Annotated in this window: 17 protein-coding genes; 13 read left to right on the forward strand and 4 right to left on the reverse strand. The window is 62.9% G+C overall.

From position 1 onward, the window contains the following. Both C6558_RS20625 and C6558_RS20630 read left to right on the forward strand, forming a co-directional pair. The gene (locus C6558_RS20625; protein WP_107027649.1) at positions 1–1284 is read left to right on the forward strand and encodes an aspartate aminotransferase family protein; all 1284 of its coding nucleotides are present in this window, start codon (positions 1–3) and stop codon (positions 1282–1284) included. A gap of 7 nt (positions 1285–1291) precedes the next feature. Continuing rightward, complete coding sequence (locus tag C6558_RS20630; RefSeq protein WP_084815033.1) at positions 1292–2305, forward strand: phosphotransferase enzyme family protein; 1014 nt, start codon at positions 1292–1294, stop codon at positions 2303–2305. Between the two features lie 17 nt (positions 2306–2322). On the opposite strand, the gene hpaR is transcribed toward C6558_RS20630, so the two are convergent. Next, complete coding sequence (gene hpaR / locus C6558_RS20635) at positions 2323–2793, reverse strand: homoprotocatechuate degradation operon regulator HpaR (protein WP_057225044.1); 471 nt, start codon at positions 2791–2793, stop codon at positions 2323–2325. Positions 2794–2926: 133 nt separating this feature from the next. Here hpaR and C6558_RS20640 point away from each other — a divergent pair, with 133 nt between their 5' ends. From C6558_RS20640 to hpaI, 7 genes are all read left to right on the forward strand, one after another. Then, positions 2927–3319 (forward strand): 5-carboxymethyl-2-hydroxymuconate Delta-isomerase, encoded by a 393-nt coding sequence (locus tag C6558_RS20640; protein WP_057225045.1) that lies wholly within the window; start codon positions 2927–2929, stop codon positions 3317–3319. A gap of 67 nt (positions 3320–3386) precedes the next feature. Then, positions 3387–4904 (forward strand): 5-carboxymethyl-2-hydroxymuconate semialdehyde dehydrogenase, encoded by a 1518-nt coding sequence (hpaE, locus tag C6558_RS20645; protein ID WP_057225047.1) that lies wholly within the window; start codon positions 3387–3389, stop codon positions 4902–4904. A 44-nt stretch (positions 4905–4948) separates the two neighbouring features. After that, positions 4949–5929, forward strand: a complete 981-nt coding sequence (gene hpaD / locus C6558_RS20650; RefSeq protein ID WP_084815034.1) for a 3,4-dihydroxyphenylacetate 2,3-dioxygenase — start codon at positions 4949–4951, stop codon at positions 5927–5929. 67 nt (positions 5930–5996) lie between these two features. Further along, entirely contained in the window at positions 5997–7409 is a 1413-nt protein-coding gene (locus C6558_RS20655; protein ID WP_084815035.1) for a pyridoxal-dependent decarboxylase, read from the forward strand. 58 nt (positions 7410–7467) lie between these two features. Continuing rightward, positions 7468–8337, forward strand: a complete 870-nt coding sequence (locus tag C6558_RS20660) for a fumarylacetoacetate hydrolase family protein (RefSeq protein ID WP_084815036.1) — start codon at positions 7468–7470, stop codon at positions 8335–8337. A gap of 3 nt (positions 8338–8340) precedes the next feature. After that, positions 8341–9144: a 2-oxo-hept-4-ene-1,7-dioate hydratase gene (gene hpaH, locus C6558_RS20665; RefSeq protein ID WP_057214618.1), complete on the forward strand. Its 804-nt coding sequence runs from the start codon at positions 8341–8343 to the stop codon at positions 9142–9144. 9 nt (positions 9145–9153) lie between these two features. Beyond that, positions 9154–9951 carry a 4-hydroxy-2-oxoheptanedioate aldolase gene (gene hpaI / locus C6558_RS20670; protein WP_084815037.1) on the forward strand — a complete coding sequence of 266 codons (798 nt, stop codon included), beginning with the start codon at positions 9154–9156 and terminating at the stop codon, positions 9949–9951. Here hpaI and C6558_RS20675 read toward each other — a convergent pair. From C6558_RS20675 to C6558_RS20685, 3 genes are all read right to left on the reverse strand, one after another. Next, on the reverse strand, positions 9945–10943 hold the full coding sequence (locus tag C6558_RS20675; protein WP_057207374.1) for an NAD(P)-dependent oxidoreductase: 999 nt from the start codon (positions 10941–10943) through the stop codon (positions 9945–9947). The genes hpaI and C6558_RS20675 overlap by 7 nt on opposite strands. Before the next feature lie 12 nt (positions 10944–10955). Beyond that, positions 10956–12227, reverse strand: coding sequence for a glycosyltransferase (locus tag C6558_RS20680; RefSeq protein ID WP_063991849.1), 1272 nt, complete (start codon positions 12225–12227; stop codon positions 10956–10958). A 224-nt stretch (positions 12228–12451) separates the two neighbouring features. Further along, positions 12452–13039, reverse strand: a complete 588-nt coding sequence (locus C6558_RS20685; protein ID WP_057207375.1) for a YqaA family protein — start codon at positions 13037–13039, stop codon at positions 12452–12454. A 351-nt stretch (positions 13040–13390) separates the two neighbouring features. Between C6558_RS20685 and C6558_RS20690 the strand changes: the two genes are divergently transcribed. The 4 genes from C6558_RS20690 to C6558_RS20705 all read left to right on the forward strand — a co-directional run bounded on the left by C6558_RS20690 (position 13391) and on the right by C6558_RS20705 (position 17008). After that, positions 13391–14278 (forward strand): NAD(P)/FAD-dependent oxidoreductase, encoded by an 888-nt coding sequence (locus C6558_RS20690; RefSeq protein ID WP_057225056.1) that lies wholly within the window; start codon positions 13391–13393, stop codon positions 14276–14278. 107 nt (positions 14279–14385) lie between these two features. After that, positions 14386–14862, forward strand: coding sequence for an Rrf2 family transcriptional regulator (locus C6558_RS20695; RefSeq protein WP_025428268.1), 477 nt, complete (start codon positions 14386–14388; stop codon positions 14860–14862). Between the two features lie 119 nt (positions 14863–14981). Further along, positions 14982–15656, forward strand: a complete 675-nt coding sequence (locus C6558_RS20700; protein ID WP_057225058.1) for a response regulator transcription factor — start codon at positions 14982–14984, stop codon at positions 15654–15656. Next, positions 15653–17008, forward strand: a complete 1356-nt coding sequence (locus C6558_RS20705; protein WP_057225059.1) for a HAMP domain-containing sensor histidine kinase — start codon at positions 15653–15655, stop codon at positions 17006–17008. Before C6558_RS20700 ends, C6558_RS20705 begins: the two co-directional genes overlap by 4 nt. Positions 17009–17012 lie beyond the last annotated feature (4 nt).

The following is a 17012-nucleotide window of genomic DNA, read 5'->3' on the forward strand; positions in this document are numbered from 1 at the left end:
ATGAGCGACACGGCAGCGCTGCTGGCACGCCGCGAACGGCTGCTCGGCAAGAACATGTCGCTGTTTTACAGCGACCCGGTCCATATCATCAGGGGAGAAGGCGTCTGGCTCTTTGACGCCGACGGCAGACGCTATCTCGACTGCTACAACAATGTGCCGCATGTCGGCCATTGCCATCCCCGCGTGGTCGAAGCGATCACCCGGCAGGCATCGACGCTGAACACCCACACGCGCTACCTGCACGAGGGTATCCTCGACTATGTCGAACGACTGACCGCGACGTTCGATCCTAGTCTAGACACAGCGATCCTGACCTGCACCGGCAGCGAGGCCAACGACATTGCCCTGCGCATGGCTCAGGCGGTGACCGGAAAAACCGGGGTCATCGCCACCGATCACACCTATCACGGCAACACTGCCTCCGTTTCGCAGCTTTCCACCCGGATGCCGCCGGTCGGCGGCTCCGGCGGCCATGTGCGCCACGTGCCGGCACCGGATAGCTACCGGCCACTCGGCGGCGTTTCCGGCGAAGCCTTTTCGATCGCGTTTGCGGCCGAAGTGGAAAAGGCGATCGCCGAGCTGCAGAAAAGCCCGTTTGGTTTTTCCGCGCTGATCATCGACCCGTTCTTCGCCAATGAGGGCTTCCCCGATCTAACTGAGGGCTTCCTCGACAGGACCGTTGCGGCCGTGCGGAAAGCCGGCGGCGTGGTGATTGCCGACGAGGTCCAGCCCGGTTTCGGCCGCACGGGCGGGCACATGTGGGGCCACCAGAAGGCCGGCATCACCCCCGACATCGTCACGCTAGGCAAGCCGATGGGCAACGGCCATCCGATCGGCGGCGTCGTTGCCGGCAGCGATGCGCTGAACGCGTTCCGCAAGGCGTTCCGCTACTTCAACACCTTCGGCGGCAATCCGGTGTCCTGCGCCGCGGCAATGGCCGTGCTCGACGTCATCGAGGATGAAAAGCTTGTAGATAATGCCCGCGAGGTCGGCGCCTATTCCAAGGCCGGCATCGACCGGCTCAGGCACAAGCACGCCATCATCGGCGACGTGCGCGGCAGCGGCTTGTTCTTCGGAGCGGAACTCGTGCTCGACCGGGGTAACAAGACGCCGGCCGCCGAACTCGCCACCAAGGTCATCAACGACATGCGCGAGCGTGGCGTGCTGATGGGCAAGCTCGGCATCCATCAATGCGCGACAAAGATCCGCCCGCCGATGCCGTTCTCCAAGGAGAACGCCGACCTGATGTTGTCGACCCTCGACGACGTGCTTTCAGGCTTGTGAACGCGCCATGGCCGAGCATCTGCCACAACATCTGCTGCTAGCACTCGAGGCCCGCGCACTGGAGGCCATAACCCACTGGGGACTTGCCGACGTGCGGCCCGAGCTGCTGAAATATCGGGAGAACGCCGTCTTCCGGGTCACCCTCGCCGACGGCGAGCCGGCTGCGCTCAGACTGCACCGACCGGGTTATCACGACGAGGCCGCGCTGCGCTCCGAACTGCAGTGGATGACAGCCTTGGGCGACGGCGGCCTTACGGTGCCGAGCGCGATTGCGACACCGGACGGCCGTCTTCTCGTGCATCTCGACCCGACCGATGATTTTGGCGCACAGCATGCCGATATCGTCAGCTGGCTGGACGGCTCGCCGTTCGGTGAAAGCGGCGTTCCGCTCGCGCATAGCGGTGAGAGGCAGATCGTCCTGTTTCATGCGCTTGGGGCCATGATGGCCGACATGCACAACCTTGCCGATCGCTGGTCGGCGCCATCAGGCTTCAAACGTCCTGCCTGGGACATCGCGGGCCTGCTTGGCGAAAGGCCGGTCTGGGGCCGCTTCTGGGATTGCGAGGGCCTGTCGGTCGAGCAGAGGTGTGGGCTCGGCATTCTGCGCGATCGGCTTCGGAGCATTCTGGAAAACGTGCCTGCGGGCGAGTTCGACTACGGCCTCGTCCATGCCGACCTCGTGCGCGAGAACGTGCTGGTTTGTGACGACGGCGTGGCGTTCATCGATTTCGACGACGCGGGCTTCGGCTTTCGCCTGTTCGATATCGCGACGGCGCTCCTGAAGAACCGCAATGAACCGGCCTACGAGGCGATCGAAAGGGCGTTGATCGAAGGATACAGAAGCAAGCGCCCATTGACGGATCCGGCACTTTCGGCGCTGCCGATCTTCATGGCGCTTCGTAGCCTCACCTATATCGGCTGGTTTGCCGCGCGCCCGGAACTTCCGGACGCGGAGGCGCGTGTGCGTCGTTACGCGGATGAGGCGTTGCTCTTGGCGCAAGCGCTACCGGTCCTCGCATGAGGAATGCAGATGCCTTATCAATCGCCGAGCGTTGCGAGCTCGTCCAGCATGTCGAGCAACACCTCAACACGTTCGCGGCCGTAACGCGCTTCGAGCTGGTCGTAGATCGCCCGGCTTTCCGGGCTGACATCGGCAATGACGCGCATGCCCGCGGGCGCGATCTCGAGCAGCACGCGACGACCGTCGTCGGCGTCCTTGTGCTTGGTGATCAGTCCGCGCTCCTCGAGCGAGCGGATGATACGCGTGAGGCTCGGCGCCAAAATGAAGGCCTTGTCGGCCATCTCGGACGCGTCGACCTTGCCGGATTCTGCGAGGATCCGGATGACGCGCCATTGCTGCTCGGTGATTTCGTGACGCGCCAGCATCGGTCGGAAATGCCCCATCACCGCTTCGCGCGCGCGCAGAAGCGCGATCGGCAGCGACCGACGCGTATTGTGGGGAAGAAGGGCGTCGGGCCCAAGCTCGATCGGGGTTTTCGCACGGCTCATGCGCGATCTATGGGCGATTTTTCACCTTTCTGCAATTGCCGGCGAGCTTCGGGCGACAGCGAAAGTCGCTTGACACGGAACGGCATATTGTTAACGTGTTAATTAATAAACAGAGAGACACGGGGGACAGGAAATGCCGCACTTCACGATCGAACATTCCGCCAATCTCGACGCGCGCGTCGACTTCGACCGCCTGTGCCGCACGATCCACAAGACCATCCTCGGCACCGGTCTCTTTGAAACCGGCGCCGTTCGCGTGCGCGCAATCCGCAGTGCCGACTACGCGATTGCCGATCTCTTGCCTGAGAACAGTTTCATCGACATGTCCTTCCGAATCGGCTGGGGCCGCTCGGACGCCGAAAAGCAGGCGACCGGGACGGCCATCTTCGATGCCGCCACACAAGAGCTCGCAAGCCTTTTCGACACACCTCATTTCGCCCTCAGCCTGGAGATCCGCGAAATCGACCCGGATCTCAGCTGGAAGAAGAACGCGATCCACCCGCGCCTTCGAAAGCAGGGCAACTGACCCCGGCAGAAGTCGGCAAGAGTTTCTGCGCCCGCACAACGGCAGCGCACCACGATTGGAGAATGACATGTCCAAACTCGACGAGAACTTCAAGAAGGCGGACGCCTATCTCGCCCGCTTCGGCACGCACGGCGTCTTGAACCACATCAATGGCGAAGCCGTGCCGGCGCTGGATGGCGACAGCTTCGAGACGATCTCGCCAGTCGATCTCAAGCCGCTTGCAACCGTCTCACGCGGCAAAGCAGCCGATATCGACCGCGCTGCCCGTGCCGCGAAGGAGGCCTTCCCAGCCTGGGCCGCCATGCCGGGCGAAACGCGCAAAAAACTTCTGCACAAGATCGCCGATGCCATCGTCGCGCGCGCCGAGGAGATTGCCTTCGTCGAATGCATGGACACGGGGCAGTCGCTCAAGTTCATGGCCAAGGCCGCTCTGCGTGGTGCGGAGAACTTTCGCTTCTTTGCCGATCGCGCACCGGAGGCCCGCGACGGCAAGGTGCTACGCGGTGACAACCAGATCAACATGACCACGCGCGTACCGATCGGCCCGGTCGGCATCATCACGCCCTGGAACACGCCGTTCATGCTGTCGACTTGGAAGATAGCGCCCGCGCTCGCGGCCGGCTGCACCATCGTCCACAAGCCGGCGGAGTTCTCGCCGCTGACGGCCCGCCTGCTCGTCGAGATCGCCGAGGAAGCCGGTCTACCCAAGGGTGTCTGGAACCTGGTCAACGGCTTTGGCGAGGACGCCGGCAAGGCGCTGACCGAGCACCCTGCCATCAAGGCCATCGGCTTCGTCGGCGAAAGCCGGACGGGATCGCTGATCATGAAACAGGGCGCCGACACGCTGAAGCGGGTGCATTTCGAGCTCGGCGGCAAGAACCCGGTCGTCGTCTTTGCCGACGCCGATCTGGAGCGCGCCGCTGACGCCGCGGTCTTCATGATCTATTCGCTGAACGGTGAACGCTGCACCTCCTCTTCTCGGCTGCTGGTGGAAGACAGCATCTACAACAGCTTTACCGCGCTGGTTGCCGAGAAGGCCAAGCGCATCAGGATCGGTCATCCGCTCGATCCGGAAACCGTAGTCGGGCCGCTGATCCACCCGGAGCATGAAAAGAAGGTGCTCGAATACATCGGCATCGGCCAGGAAGAAGGTGCGACGGTTGCTGCCGGCGGTGCAAAGTTCGACGGCCCCGGTGGCGGCTGCTACGTCCAGCCGACGCTCTTTACCGGCGCCAACAATTCCATGCGGATCGCGCAGGAGGAGATCTTCGGGCCGGTCCTGACCGCCATTGCCTTCAAGGACGAGGCGGAGGCGCTGGAGCTTGCCAACGACGTTCAATACGGCCTTACCGGCTACCTCTGGACCTCCGACATCACGCGCGCCTTCCGCTTCACCGATCATCTCGAGGCGGGGATGATTTGGGTCAATTCCGAAAATGTCCGTCATCTGCCGACGCCCTTTGGCGGCGTCAAAAGCTCCGGCATCGGCCGCGACGGCGGCGACTGGTCGTTCGACTTTTACATGGAAACCAAGAACATCGCGTTTGCCAGCTCGGCGCATGCGATCGCCAAGCTCGGCGGCTGAGCGCGAGACACGAACCGCGCCGCCCAAAACTGGAGGAGACAAGAATGCCCTTACCGAAGCCGAACCTTCACCCGCCTTTCAACATCGTGCGGCTGAGCCATGTCGAACTCGCCGTCACCGATCTCGCCAAATCGCGCGCCTTCTATGTCGATGTGCTGGGCCTGCAGGTGACCGACGAGACGGCCGACACGATCTATCTGCGCGCCATGGAAGAACGCGGCCATCACTGCATCGTGCTGAAGAAGGCAGCGACTGCCGAAGCCCGCGATCTCGGTTTCAAGGTCTTTGGTGACGAGGACCTCGACAAGGCGGCGCATTTCTTCAAGCAGAAGGGGTTGCCGGTCGAATGGATCGAGCGGCCCTATCAGTCGCGCACCTTCCGCACCCGCGATCCGCAGGGCATTCCCTTGGAATTCTATTCGAAGATGGACCGCCTGCCGCCGATCCATCAGAAATATGCGCTTTATCGCGGCGTAAAGCCGCTGCGCATCGACCATTTCAACTGCTTCTCGCCCAATGTCGACGACGCCGTCGCCTTCTATAACGAGATCGGTTTCCGGGTGACCGAGTATACGGCCGACGAGGAGACCGGCCGGCTCTGGGCGGCCTGGACCCACCGCAAGGGCGGCGTACACGACATCGCCTTTACCAATGGTCGCGGCCCGCGCCTGCATCATACCGCCTTCTGGGTGCCGACGCCGCTCAACATCATCGACCTGCTCGACCTGATGTCGACCTCCGGCTGGCTCGCCAATATCGAGCGCGGCCCCGGACGTCATGGCATTTCCAATGCCTTCTTCCTCTATGTCCGCGATCCCGACAACCACCGCATCGAGATCTATTGCTCGGACTACCAGACCGTTGATCCCGATCTCGAACCGATCAAATGGGATCTCAAGGACCCGCAGCGCCAAACGCTCTGGGGCGCGCCTGCGCCACGCTCCTGGTTCGAAGAGGGCAGCCAATTTGCAGACGCCGAGACGGTGGAACCGGCGTTGAAGGCGCAACCTATCATCGCCCCGTAAATCGAGGCATGAAAGGTGGATGCCGGCACAACAGGGCCGGCACCAATGGCGCAAGGGGAGGAACGTTATGGACGAGAAGACTTTCGGTGAGTGGTCGCAGAAAGCGGCGGAATGGGGATCGGCCTATCGGGCGTCGCTACGCGACAGGCCTGTTCGCGCCCAGACGGCACCGGGCGCGATCGCAGCCCAGATCCCGAGCAAGCCGCCCCAGACCGGCGAGGACATTGCGGCGATCTTCGAGGATTTCGAAAACATCATCCTGCCGGGCATGACCCATTGGCAGCACCCGCGCTTCTTCGCCTATTTCCCTGCCAACGCCGCCCCGGTTTCCGTCATCGCCGAATATCTGGTGACGGCGATGGCCGCCCAATGCATGCTGTGGCAGACCTCCCCCGCTGCCACGGAGCTCGAAACCAGGGTGATCGACTGGCTGCGCCAGGCGATCGGCCTGCCCGACGGCTTTTCCGGCGTGATCCAGGACTCGGCGTCCTCCGCCACGCTCTCCGCCGTACTCGTCATGCGCGAGCGCGCCTTGAACTGGAAAGGCAACAAGCAAGGACTGAGCGCACACGCGCCCTTGCGCATCTACTCCTCGGACCAAGTCCACACCTCGATCGACCGGGCCATCTGGGTGTCGGGCATCGGCGAGGAAAACCTCGTGCGCATACCGGCGGCCGGGCCGCTCCACGCAATGGACTGCCAAGCGCTCGAAGCGGCCATTATCAGGGATAAAGACGCAGGTTTCCTGCCGGCCGGCGTCATTGCCTGTACCGGCGGCACCAGCACCGGCGCCTGCGACGATATCGCCGAAGTCGTTCGCGTCGCCCACAAGCACGGCCTTTATGTCCATGTCGATGCGGCATGGGCCGGGTCGGCAATGATCTGCGAGGAATTCCGCTCGCTCTGGGCCGGTGTCGAAGAGGCGGATTCTGTCGTCTTCAACCCGCACAAATGGCTCGGCGCCCAGTTCGACTGCTCTGCCCATTTCATCCGCAATCCCGATGATCTCGTCCGCACGCTGGCGATCCAACCGGAATATCTGAAGACCCATGGCCGCGACGGCATCATCAACTATTCTGAATGGACGATCCCGCTCGGAAGGCGCTTCCGCGCCCTGAAGCTGTGGTTCCTGCTGCGCTTCCACGGGCTGGATGGTCTGAAGACGATGATCCGCAACCACGTCGCCTGGGCAAATCGCCTGGCCGCGCGCCTCGGCGCGAACGAAAACTTCGAAATCGTCACCGCGCCGCGCTTCTCGCTGTTCTCGTTCCGCCATCGCGGTGGCGCCGACAGCGACGCCCACAACATCGCGCTGGTCAATGCCATCAACGACGATGGCCGCATTTACCTGACCCAGACGCGGGTCGACGGCCGCGTCGCCATCCGCTTCCAGGCAGGCCAGTTCGACATGACCGAGGCGGACGCCGATGTCGCCTTCGATGTCATCACCGAGGTCGCTGCGGGCATGGCTAACCGGTGATCTGCGGGATCAAACATGTCTGCCCGTCGGCATCGCCCGACCAGGCCGGAGGATTGAAATGACGCTTGCGAAATTCGCCAGTTTTTACACGAGCGACGGTCAGGGATACGGCCTTGTCAGCGACCACGGCATCATCGATCTGTCCCGGCGTTATTGCTCGAAATGGCCGACGCTGCGCGAGGTCATTGCCGACGGCGCCCTGACAAGGCTTGCGGACGAAGCCGCCACCCTCGCCCCCGACGTGTCGCTCGCCGATATCCGCTTCGAAATCCCGATCCCCGCGCCGGAAAAGATCATCTGCGTCGGAGTCAATTTCCCCGATCGCAACGAAGAGTACCGGGATGGGCAGGCAGCACCTCCCAACCCGTCGTTGTTCATCCGTTTTCCGCGCTCCTTTACCGGGCACGGACAGCCGCTGATCCGCCCGCCTGAAAGCCCGCAGCTCGACTACGAGGGCGAGATCGTCATCGTCATCGGCAAGGGCGGCCGGCGCATCCCCGAAGGCTCGGCGCTCGACCATATAGCTGCGTTGTCGCTCTGCAACGAAGGCACGATCCGCGACTGGGTGCGCCACGCCAAGTTCAACGTCACGCAAGGCAAGAACTTCGACCGCACGGGTTCGATCGGGCCATGGCTGGTTCCCTTCACCAACGAGGCGCAGATCGCAGACATCAAGCTCGAAACCCGCGTCAATGGTTGGGTCCGCCAGCAGGACCGAACCAGCCGGATGATCTTCTCCTTCCGCAAGATCATCAACTACGTCTCGACCTTCACCACGCTGGTGCCCGGCGACGTGATCGTCACGGGAACGCCGACCGGTGCCGGCGCCCGCTTCGACCCGCCGATCTGGCTGAAACCCGGCGATGTCGTCGAGGTCGAGGCCGATGGCATCGGCCTGCTTCGCAACCCCATCGCCGACGAGGTGTGAGCCGTGTTGAACGCCAGCGAAATCGCCGATGCCGCAAGGACGCTCGATGCGGCGGAGGCGAGCCGTATCCAGACCGGCCTTCTCTCCCTGAAGCATCCCGACATGACCATGGACGACGCCTACGCCGTGCAATCGGCCTGGGTGAAGCAGAAGATCGCCCGCGGACGCAGGGTCATCGGCTGGAAGATCGGGCTGACGTCGAAGGCGATGCAATATGCGCTGAACATCGATATTCCCGATTCCGGCGTGTTGTTCGACGACATGATGTTCGAGGACGGCGCCACGATCCCCAGGGATCGTTTCATCCAGCCGCGCATCGAGGCCGAGATCGCTTTCGTCATGAAGGCGCCGCTCGCCGGCCCCAATGTCAGCGTCTTCGACGTCCTCAATGCTACCGACTACGTCACTCCAGCGCTCGAGATTCTCGACACACGCATCCTGCGTGTCGATCCGGAAACGAAGAAGGCCCGAACCATCGTCGACACCATTTCCGACAATGCCGCCAATGCCGGCATCGTCATCGGCGGCCGCGCCATGCGCCCGCAGGATGTCGACATGCGCTGGATGGGCGCCATCGTCTCGCGCAATGCCGCGGTTGAAGAAACCGGGCTTGGTGCAGGCGTCCTCAACCATCCGGCCCGCGGCATCGCTTGGCTTGCCAACCGGCTTGCCAGCTATGGCGACCGCATCGACGCCGGCCAGATTGTGCTTGCCGGCTCGTTCATCCGCCCCGTCGAGGCCCGGCACGGCGACACCATCGTCGCCGATTTCGGGCCGCAGGGAACCGTCAGCTGCTTCTTCGAATAGGGTGCGCCCATGCCTGCTCCACGCAATATGTTCAAGCTTGCCCTTTCCGAGGGCCGGCCGCAGATCGGCCTTTGGCTGGCCCTCGCCAATCCCTACACCGCCGAGATCTGCGGCGGTGCCGGTTTCGACTGGCTGCTGATCGACGGCGAACATGCCCCGAACGACGTGCCGCTGATGATGGCGCAGCTCCAGGCGCTCTCCAGTTCGACGAGCCATCCGATCATCCGCCCGCCGATCGGCGAGGCGTGGCTGATCAAGCAGCTTCTCGATCTCGGCGCGCAGACGCTGCTGGTGCCTATGGTCGAGACCGGCGAACAGGCCCGCGCGCTGGTCCGTGCCGTGCGGTATCCGCCCCACGGCATGCGCGGCGTCGGCGCAGCGCTTGCCCGCGCGTCGGCCTTCAACCGCATTGATGATTATCTCCCGACCGCCAATGCCGAGATCTGCCTGCTGTTGCAGGTGGAAAGCCGTGCGGGACTGGCGGCACTGGACGATATTGCGTCGACCGAAGGGGTCGATGGCGTCTTCATCGGTCCGGCGGATCTGGCGGCCGACATGGGCTTCCTTGGCCGGCCCGGGGCACCCGAGGTGCAGGAGGCGGTCGAGGCTGCACTCGCGCGCATACAGTCGCACGGCAAGGCTGCCGGCATCCTGACCTCGGACACCGCACTCGCCAAGCGCTACCTCGAACTGGGCGCGCTCTTCGTCGCTGTTGGGAACGATGTTAGCCTGCTCGTGGGAGCGACCAGCCGCCTGCGTGCGAACTTTGCCGAACAGCCGGTTGCGCCGCCCGCATCCGGCTATTGAGAGGCAACGCCACCGAGTGCATAGGGTCGCTTCGATTGCATTTGGTCGAGCGCCCGCGCCACGCCGGCCTGAAGATCGATGCGCGGCGCAAGGCCATAGGACGCCTGCAGCGCCGTATCGCCACAACGGAAGAACACGCCCTCGGGCTTGTCTGACCGGCCGCTTACTCTCGGCTCCCAGCCGATGCACCGGCTGACCAGTTGGGCGAGTTCAATGAAGGAGGTGGCGATGCCGGTGGAGATGTTGAGAGATGCGCCGTTCTGCAACCGGGTAAAGGTTCGCCAGACGAAATCGACGCAATCCGAGATATGGATGAAGTCGCGACATTGCCGGCCCGAGCCCCAGACGAAAACCTCTTCCGTGCCGCGCTCATCGAGGAGCCGTCTGCAGATCGCCGGGAATGGATAGCTCAGGTCCTGATCCTCGCCGTAGCCGCTGAACGGCCGGTAGGCGACCGCCCGCCCGCCATAATTCTCGACATAAAGCTTCATGAGGTATTCGCCGCTGAGCTTCGCCCAGCCGTAACTCAGATCCGGGACGCCGATCGTGTGCTCGAAGTCGATCATGTCTTCGCTCAGCTTGCGGTACCCTTCCGGGCGCTGGAGGCTCACGGGATAAGCGGCACTCGAGCTGAAATAGATGACGGATCCCGGACGCGTGCGCGCGGCCCAGCGCCACATATCGGTGTCCACCGCGAGATCCTCAGCAACCAGAAGCGTCTGGGTCTCCAGCATGACACGACCGCCGACCATCGCGGCGAGATGAAACACCATGTCGAAACGGTCGTCGGAGCGATCGAAGTAGCGGCGGCAATCCTCCTCGATGAGGGAGAAGCCGCCCCTCGGCGGGTTCGGCCAATCCTCAGGACGCATTGCCCCGGTTCCGCGCGCGAGCTTATCGACGCAAACGACCTCGACACCTTCCGACATCAGCTTGCCGCAGAGATGGCGTCCCACAAATCCGGCTCCGCCGGTCACCAATGCACGCGCCATCCTCTCTCCCTTTCAGATCCGGCTGGCCATCCCAAACTCTGGATGTCCAGGTCGCCCCACCGCCCCTGTCATCACATCACGGATCGAAAATTTGATCCGTCCGGCATAGATATCGACCATCCGCTGGTGCCATTCATCGCGCGAAGGCGCGATCCTCTTGCCATAGGCGAATGCACCCTCGCTCAAACGCCGAACGAGATCGTCGTTTTCCATCAGCACCATCTTCTCGGCGAGGGATCGGGCATTGCCGCTCTGAAAAACCAGCCCCGCCTGGTTCTCTTCGATTTCTCTGGCAATGAGCGCATTGCTGCTGGCGATCACCGGTATGCCCGACATCAGCGCCTCGGCGGCGACGAGACCGTAGGGTTCGGGCATCCGCGACGGCATGAAAAAATAGCGTGCCTTGGCCGCGACGGCGGTAACCTCGCCGTCATCAAGCCATCCCGGAACATGACAGTGAGGAAGTGTGTGTTGTATTTCCTGGAGCAACGGCCCTTGTCCAATCAAGGTCGCCGCCTTGCCCGTCACGTTGAGCGCCTCGGCCAGCGTACGGACGCCCTTTTCTACCGTCATGCGGCCAAGAAACATGGCGCGTTCGTTCTTCCAGGCTTCAACGGGAAACCGCGTGAGCGGCGTCGACGGCGTGCGCAACGTCAGGAAGTTTCGAAGCGAGCCCGTGCTCAGGTAAGGTTCCATGGCTTCATGCGCGAGAATGACACCGACGCGGCCCCAGAAGACCTCACCCGCGGCGCTCTGGGTCATCGAACGGCCGAAACGCCACAGCTTGTGAAGGTAGTTGCGCTTGTCGCAGGCGCTGGCCAAGCAACCGGCAGTCAGCGGTTTCTCCTCGCAGATATCGCCCTTCCCGAAATGAGCATACGCGCCGTTCGGACAGCTCAGAAAGAAATCATGCGCGGTAACGATGACCTTGGCGTCACTGCGCTCCAGCGCGTGAAAAATCGAAGGGGACAGGATCTGTGACCAACCGTGAACATGAACGACCGTGTCACTTCCGGACTTGAGCAATCGGCGCAAGGCACGGTAGGCGCGGCCGTTGAAATTCCTGTCGAACAGGTTTGCGAAGCGGACGCCGTCGCGCAAGGGGCGCTCGCCCAGCGCCTCCACCTGTACGCCCGGGAATCGCAAGCGAATGCCCGCACCGTCATCCCCGACCAGAACGGAACAGTCGAGCCCCGCCGCAACGCCTGCCTCAATGCATTGGAGCGCGACCTTGGTCGCACCGCCCAGGGCCTCCGACACGTCGTTGACAACGATAAGCCGCATGAACACTTGCCTCTCGGAGACTTTACTGGGCGACCTGGATCTCCCCCATTTGGCTGCCGCTTGCCGACGGTTTGCAAGATATCAATTTGCGGTAGACGCTGCGCGCGGATGGACGGAATAACGCCTTGCCAAATACCTCAAGGCGCGCACTGTCGGGCCGAAATGGCCGTTAAGCCTTTGCCTCCACCGACGGCAGGCAGGCTTTCGGCACAGCTTCGCTGTTGTTATTTTGCGAGAACGTAGACGCCGTAAAGCAGGATCAGCACGGCCGCAGCGACGGCTGCAATCAACCCCAGGCGCTTCTCGATGAAATGCCGGACGGCTTCGCCGTGCCGGCGAAGAACCGCCGCCAAAATGAAGAAGCGCGCGCCGCGCGTGATCACCGCCGACGCGATGAACATGCCAAGGCTGACATTGGCGGCACCAGAGAGGATGGTGACGACCTTCATCGGCGGCACGTGCGCAAGCCCCGATGTCACCAGCAGAAGCACGATTGCCTCCATGTCGACCGAAGCGCGCATCGATTCGAACGCATCGATCTTGCCGTAGAACTGCAGGATTGGACGGGCGATCGCGTCGAAGGCGTAGTGTCCGAGGAACCAGCCCGCGATGCCGCCGAGCACCGAGAACAGTGTGGCAATGAAGGCATAACGATAGGCCCTATGCGGTTTTGCCAGCACCATCGGCAGGAACAGGACGTCTGCCGGAACGACGAAGACGGAGCTTTCGACAAAGGCTACCAGCGCCAGCCACCATGCGGCGGACTTCCGGCCAGCGAGGTCCATCGTCCAATTGTACAAACTGCGAAGCATGGGAAATCCGGTCGTTCATCGGGGGCGTCCCGTGCGGGACCTTGGCGGGAAGCGTTCCGATCCCCGATGCCGGGGACAGAGGCTGAACACGCAACGATAATATCCAGTCGACTACCAAACAGGCGGACTTTTGTCTGCCTTGAAATCGCGCCAGAGCAACTTGAGCGACGGTCCTATTGGTCCGCCCCGCCAGCAAAGCTATCCGTAGCCTCGCGTCTTTCGGCCGGAGCCGATCCTGAGGCGCCAGCCATCGCCGCCAGGCTCAGTCATGGAACTTTTGTTGTTTCGTGATATTGAAAGCCAACTTCACGTAACTTATAAAGATACGATCTTGAGACGAAGAGGCCCGATATGACCCATGACGTAATCATCCTTGGCGGCAGCTACGCCGGCCTTTCCGCCGGCCTTCAACTCGCCCGCGCCCGCAGGAGCGTGCTGGTTATCGACACCGGAATGCGGCGGAACCGTTTCGCCGCGACATCGCACGGTTTCCTGACCCAGGATGGCAGCGCGCCGGCTGAAATCGCCGCCGAAGCCCGCTCGCAATTGATGGAATACCGGTCGGTCGAATGGCTGCAGACTGCCGCCATAAGTGCCGAACGTGTGCAGGATGGCTTCAAGGTCGCCCTGCAGCAGGGCCCCGATGTCACTGGCAAACGGCTTGTCCTCGCCACCGGCGTCACCGACGTCCTGCCGGATCTTGACGGGCTTGCCGAACGCTGGGGCAGGAGCGTCTTCCATTGCCCCTATTGCCATGGCTACGAACTCGACCAGGGTAGGATCGGCGTGCTCGCGACGTCGCCCCTTTCGATGCATCAGGCGCTGATGCTGCCGGACTGGGGTCCGACCACCTTCTTTCTCAACGGTGCATTCGAGCCCGACGCGGACCAGCTACAGCAGCTTGCATGGCGCAATGTCACGCTGGAGCACGGGCTTATCGACAGGATCGAGGGTGAACGGGTCGATGTCGTCATGAAGGACGGGCGGGTGTTGCCGATGGACGGCATATTCACCACCACCAGGACGGTGGTCTCGGCGCCATTTTCCGAACAGCTCGGCTGCACCTTGGACGACGGCCCGCTCGGACGCTACATCCGAACCGATGCGATGAAGGCAACGACGGTTCCGGGCGTCTTTGCCTGCGGAGATGCGGCAAGGCCGACGGGGTCGGTCGCGCTCGCCGTTGGAGACGGTGCCATGGCCGGAGCTGCAACCCACCGCTCGCTGATGTTCGACTGACAGCGACTGCAGCGGGTCCGGGCGTCACGCCGCTGGACAATGAAACGGCGGCCTCCCCCAAGGCGGCACTATCCATGCTATCAGATGCGAAACAGGGAAGATTGCCAATGCGCCAGGACGGACGGCTTTCACGGCTGCTGCATGTGTTGCTGCACATGGAAAAGCACGCAGCGCCGATGACATCCGAAACCATTGCCCGGATGCTCGGCACGAACTCCGTCGTCGTGCGCCGGACGATGGCCGGCCTTCGCGATGCCGGTTACGTGTCGTCCGAGAAGGGCCATGGCGGCGGTTGGACGTTGTCGCGGCCGCTTTCCGAGATCACCCTCCTCGACGTCTATCGAACCATCGGCAGTCCCGGCTTCTTCGCCATGGGTGTCGCAACCGACGAACCGCAATGCCTGGTCGAACAGGCTGTCAATTCGGCGCTGGAGCGAACACTCGATGAGGCAGAGACCCTGCTGCTCGCGCGATTGGGCGAGATCGCCATCTCCGATATCGCCGCCGATTTCGAGCGGCGCTATGGCGCTGTCACGGGCAACCGATTGTCCTCGTGCAAAGGTCATCCGACAGAGCCGAGTTGAAGACCTCGTCACTGATTGAACCGGACATCGTTTGTTTTTCCGGCTGATGACAGGTTCCCTCAATGAACGTGCGCGAGGATCGCCGCGCGTCGGAGCGTCGTGCGGAGTGAAGCGGTTTCATGCGGGTGCTATTGGTCGAGGACGAGGCAGAACTTGCGGGGGCGCTGAAGACAGCGCTTAGCCAACACCGCATGGTCGTCGATCATGCGCGTGACCTGGCGGAGGCGACCCTCGTTCTCAGCGATGCGGTCTATGACGTCGTCGTGCTCGATCGGCGGCTGCCGGATGGAGACGGGCTTTCGCTCATCCCGGCGATCAGATTGCGGGGCAACAGCGTGCCGGTGCTTGTGCTGACGGCGCTGGGCGAACTTGCGGATCGTGTCGCCGGACTTGATGGCGGCGCCGACGATTATATCGGCAAGCCCTTCGCATTCGAGGAGCTTCTGGCGCGCCTGCGGGCGCTGGCGCGGCGCCCTGTCGCCGTACAATCCGACGTCGTGGCGGTCGGCCGCCTGTCGTTCGACCTCGCCCATCTTGAAGCCAAAGTCGATGGCGTGCCCCTGAAAATGCCACGCCGTGAACTGCTGGTTCTCGAAACCCTGACGCGGCGCATGGGGCGGATGGTGCTGCGTGCGGCCCTCATGGAAGCCGTGTTCGGCCTTGACGACGAAATCCAGTCGAACGCCCTCGATACCCACATATCGCGTGTGCGGAGAAAGCTTCTCGACGCCAATGCAGGCGTCACGATCAATGGCATTCGCGGCGTCGGCTACCTCCTGCGGGAAGCGCAATGATCACCGGCACGCCGCACTCCTTCAAATGGCGGCTCGTCCGCTGGCTGGTGCTCTTCGAAACAGCCGCCATCAGCCTTGTAATCGCCATCGCGGTCGGTCTGCTCTGGGCGACTGGCTATCTTATCGACGGCTACGAGAACGGCAATATCGATGTGCTCACGGACGCGATCGTGCGCGATGGGCAGAACAACCTCGTGGTCCAGGAAACCCCAGAGCTGGCGCGGCTGCGGCGCGAAGTAGGCGAGATCTGGTTCATCGCTCGCGACCGCGCCGGACACAGGCTTTCCGAAGGCGCGGTGCCTCTGGCATTCGCCTTTGCCACGGCCGGTCTCGACCGGATGAACGACGGACGCTTCAGGCTCTCGCCCGACAAGGATTCGCGGCCGGAAGCCGTCGTCAAATGGGTCGATTCGCCCGCGGGGAATATCCAGATCTTCACCGGCACGGAGGGGCAACTCACGCTTCGCCGGCTGCTGCTCGGCACCTCTGGCGCGTTCCTGACCATTTTCGTGCCTATGCTGCTGTTGCTGGCACTCGCCACCATCATCGTCACGCCGATCGTCGTTCGCCGGATGCTGGCCGGTCTCTCGCATGCAGCAGCCCATGCAGCCCATATCGAGTTTGACCAGCAGGGCGTGCAGATGCCGATCAAGGGCGTTCCGGCCGAATTCCTGCCGCTGGTCGAAGCTTTCAACAATGCCCTTAAACGCCTCGACGAGGGATATGCCCGCCACAAGCGCTTTCTCGCCCAGGCGGCTCACGAGTTGCGCACCCCCATTGCAATCCTCAACACGCGGGTAGCAACGTTGCCGCCGAGCGACGGCAAGGCGCGGCTGATCGAGGACACCAATCGCCTGGCGACACTCGCCGGCCAGCTGCTCGACCTGCAGCGCCTCGGCAAACGAACGACCCCGTTTTGCCCGCTCGACCTCAGGGCACTCGCCGAACGCGTCATTGTCGATCTGGCGCCACTTGCCTTTGCCGCCGGATACGAAATGTCCTTCGATCCGGCAGACGAGCCGATGATCGTCCTTGGCGATCATTCGTCGCTCGAACGGGCTTTGACCAATCTCGTGCAGAATGCCATCGAGCATGGCGGTCGTCGCGGCAAGATCACTTTTCGCGTCATGGCGCCGGCGCGCGTCGAAATCTGCGACGAAGGTGACGGCGTCCCACTTGCAGAGCGCGAACGAATTTTCGAGCCGTTCAGCCGGCTTCATCCCGGCGGCAAGGGCGCCGGGCTGGGCTTGAGCTTGGTCAGGGAGATCGTGCACCTCCACGGTGGCCATGTCGCGATCGTCGACGCGACATCGGGCGGCGCATGTTTCAGGATCGACCTGCCGCCGGCATGACGCG

Source organism: Ensifer sp. NM-2 (assembly GCF_003024455.1).
In the GTDB taxonomy this organism is placed as follows: Bacteria; Pseudomonadota; Alphaproteobacteria; order Rhizobiales; family Rhizobiaceae; genus Ensifer; species Ensifer canadensis.

Coding starts and splice junctions, on each gene's coding strand:
- C6558_RS20625 (WP_107027649.1), top strand. CDS start 1: ATGAGCGACACGGCAGCGCTGCTGGCACGCCGCGAACGGCTGCTCGGC.
- C6558_RS20630 (WP_084815033.1), top strand. CDS start 1,292: ATGGCCGAGCATCTGCCACAACATCTGCTGCTAGCACTCGAGGCCCGC.
- hpaR (WP_057225044.1), bottom strand. CDS start 2,793: ATGAGCCGTGCGAAAACCCCGATCGAGCTTGGGCCCGACGCCCTTCTT.
- C6558_RS20640 (WP_057225045.1), top strand. CDS start 2,927: ATGCCGCACTTCACGATCGAACATTCCGCCAATCTCGACGCGCGCGTC.
- hpaE (WP_057225047.1), top strand. CDS start 3,387: ATGTCCAAACTCGACGAGAACTTCAAGAAGGCGGACGCCTATCTCGCC.
- hpaD (WP_084815034.1), top strand. CDS start 4,949: ATGCCCTTACCGAAGCCGAACCTTCACCCGCCTTTCAACATCGTGCGG.
- C6558_RS20655 (WP_084815035.1), top strand. CDS start 5,997: ATGGACGAGAAGACTTTCGGTGAGTGGTCGCAGAAAGCGGCGGAATGG.
- C6558_RS20660 (WP_084815036.1), top strand. CDS start 7,468: ATGACGCTTGCGAAATTCGCCAGTTTTTACACGAGCGACGGTCAGGGA.
- hpaI (WP_084815037.1), top strand. CDS start 9,154: ATGCCTGCTCCACGCAATATGTTCAAGCTTGCCCTTTCCGAGGGCCGG.
- C6558_RS20675 (WP_057207374.1), bottom strand. CDS start 10,943: ATGGCGCGTGCATTGGTGACCGGCGGAGCCGGATTTGTGGGACGCCAT.
- C6558_RS20680 (WP_063991849.1), bottom strand. CDS start 12,227: ATGCGGCTTATCGTTGTCAACGACGTGTCGGAGGCCCTGGGCGGTGCG.
- C6558_RS20685 (WP_057207375.1), bottom strand. CDS start 13,039: ATGCTTCGCAGTTTGTACAATTGGACGATGGACCTCGCTGGCCGGAAG.
- C6558_RS20690 (WP_057225056.1), top strand. CDS start 13,391: ATGACCCATGACGTAATCATCCTTGGCGGCAGCTACGCCGGCCTTTCC.
- C6558_RS20695 (WP_025428268.1), top strand. CDS start 14,386: ATGCGCCAGGACGGACGGCTTTCACGGCTGCTGCATGTGTTGCTGCAC.
- C6558_RS20700 (WP_057225058.1), top strand. CDS start 14,982: ATGCGGGTGCTATTGGTCGAGGACGAGGCAGAACTTGCGGGGGCGCTG.
- C6558_RS20705 (WP_057225059.1), top strand. CDS start 15,653: ATGATCACCGGCACGCCGCACTCCTTCAAATGGCGGCTCGTCCGCTGG.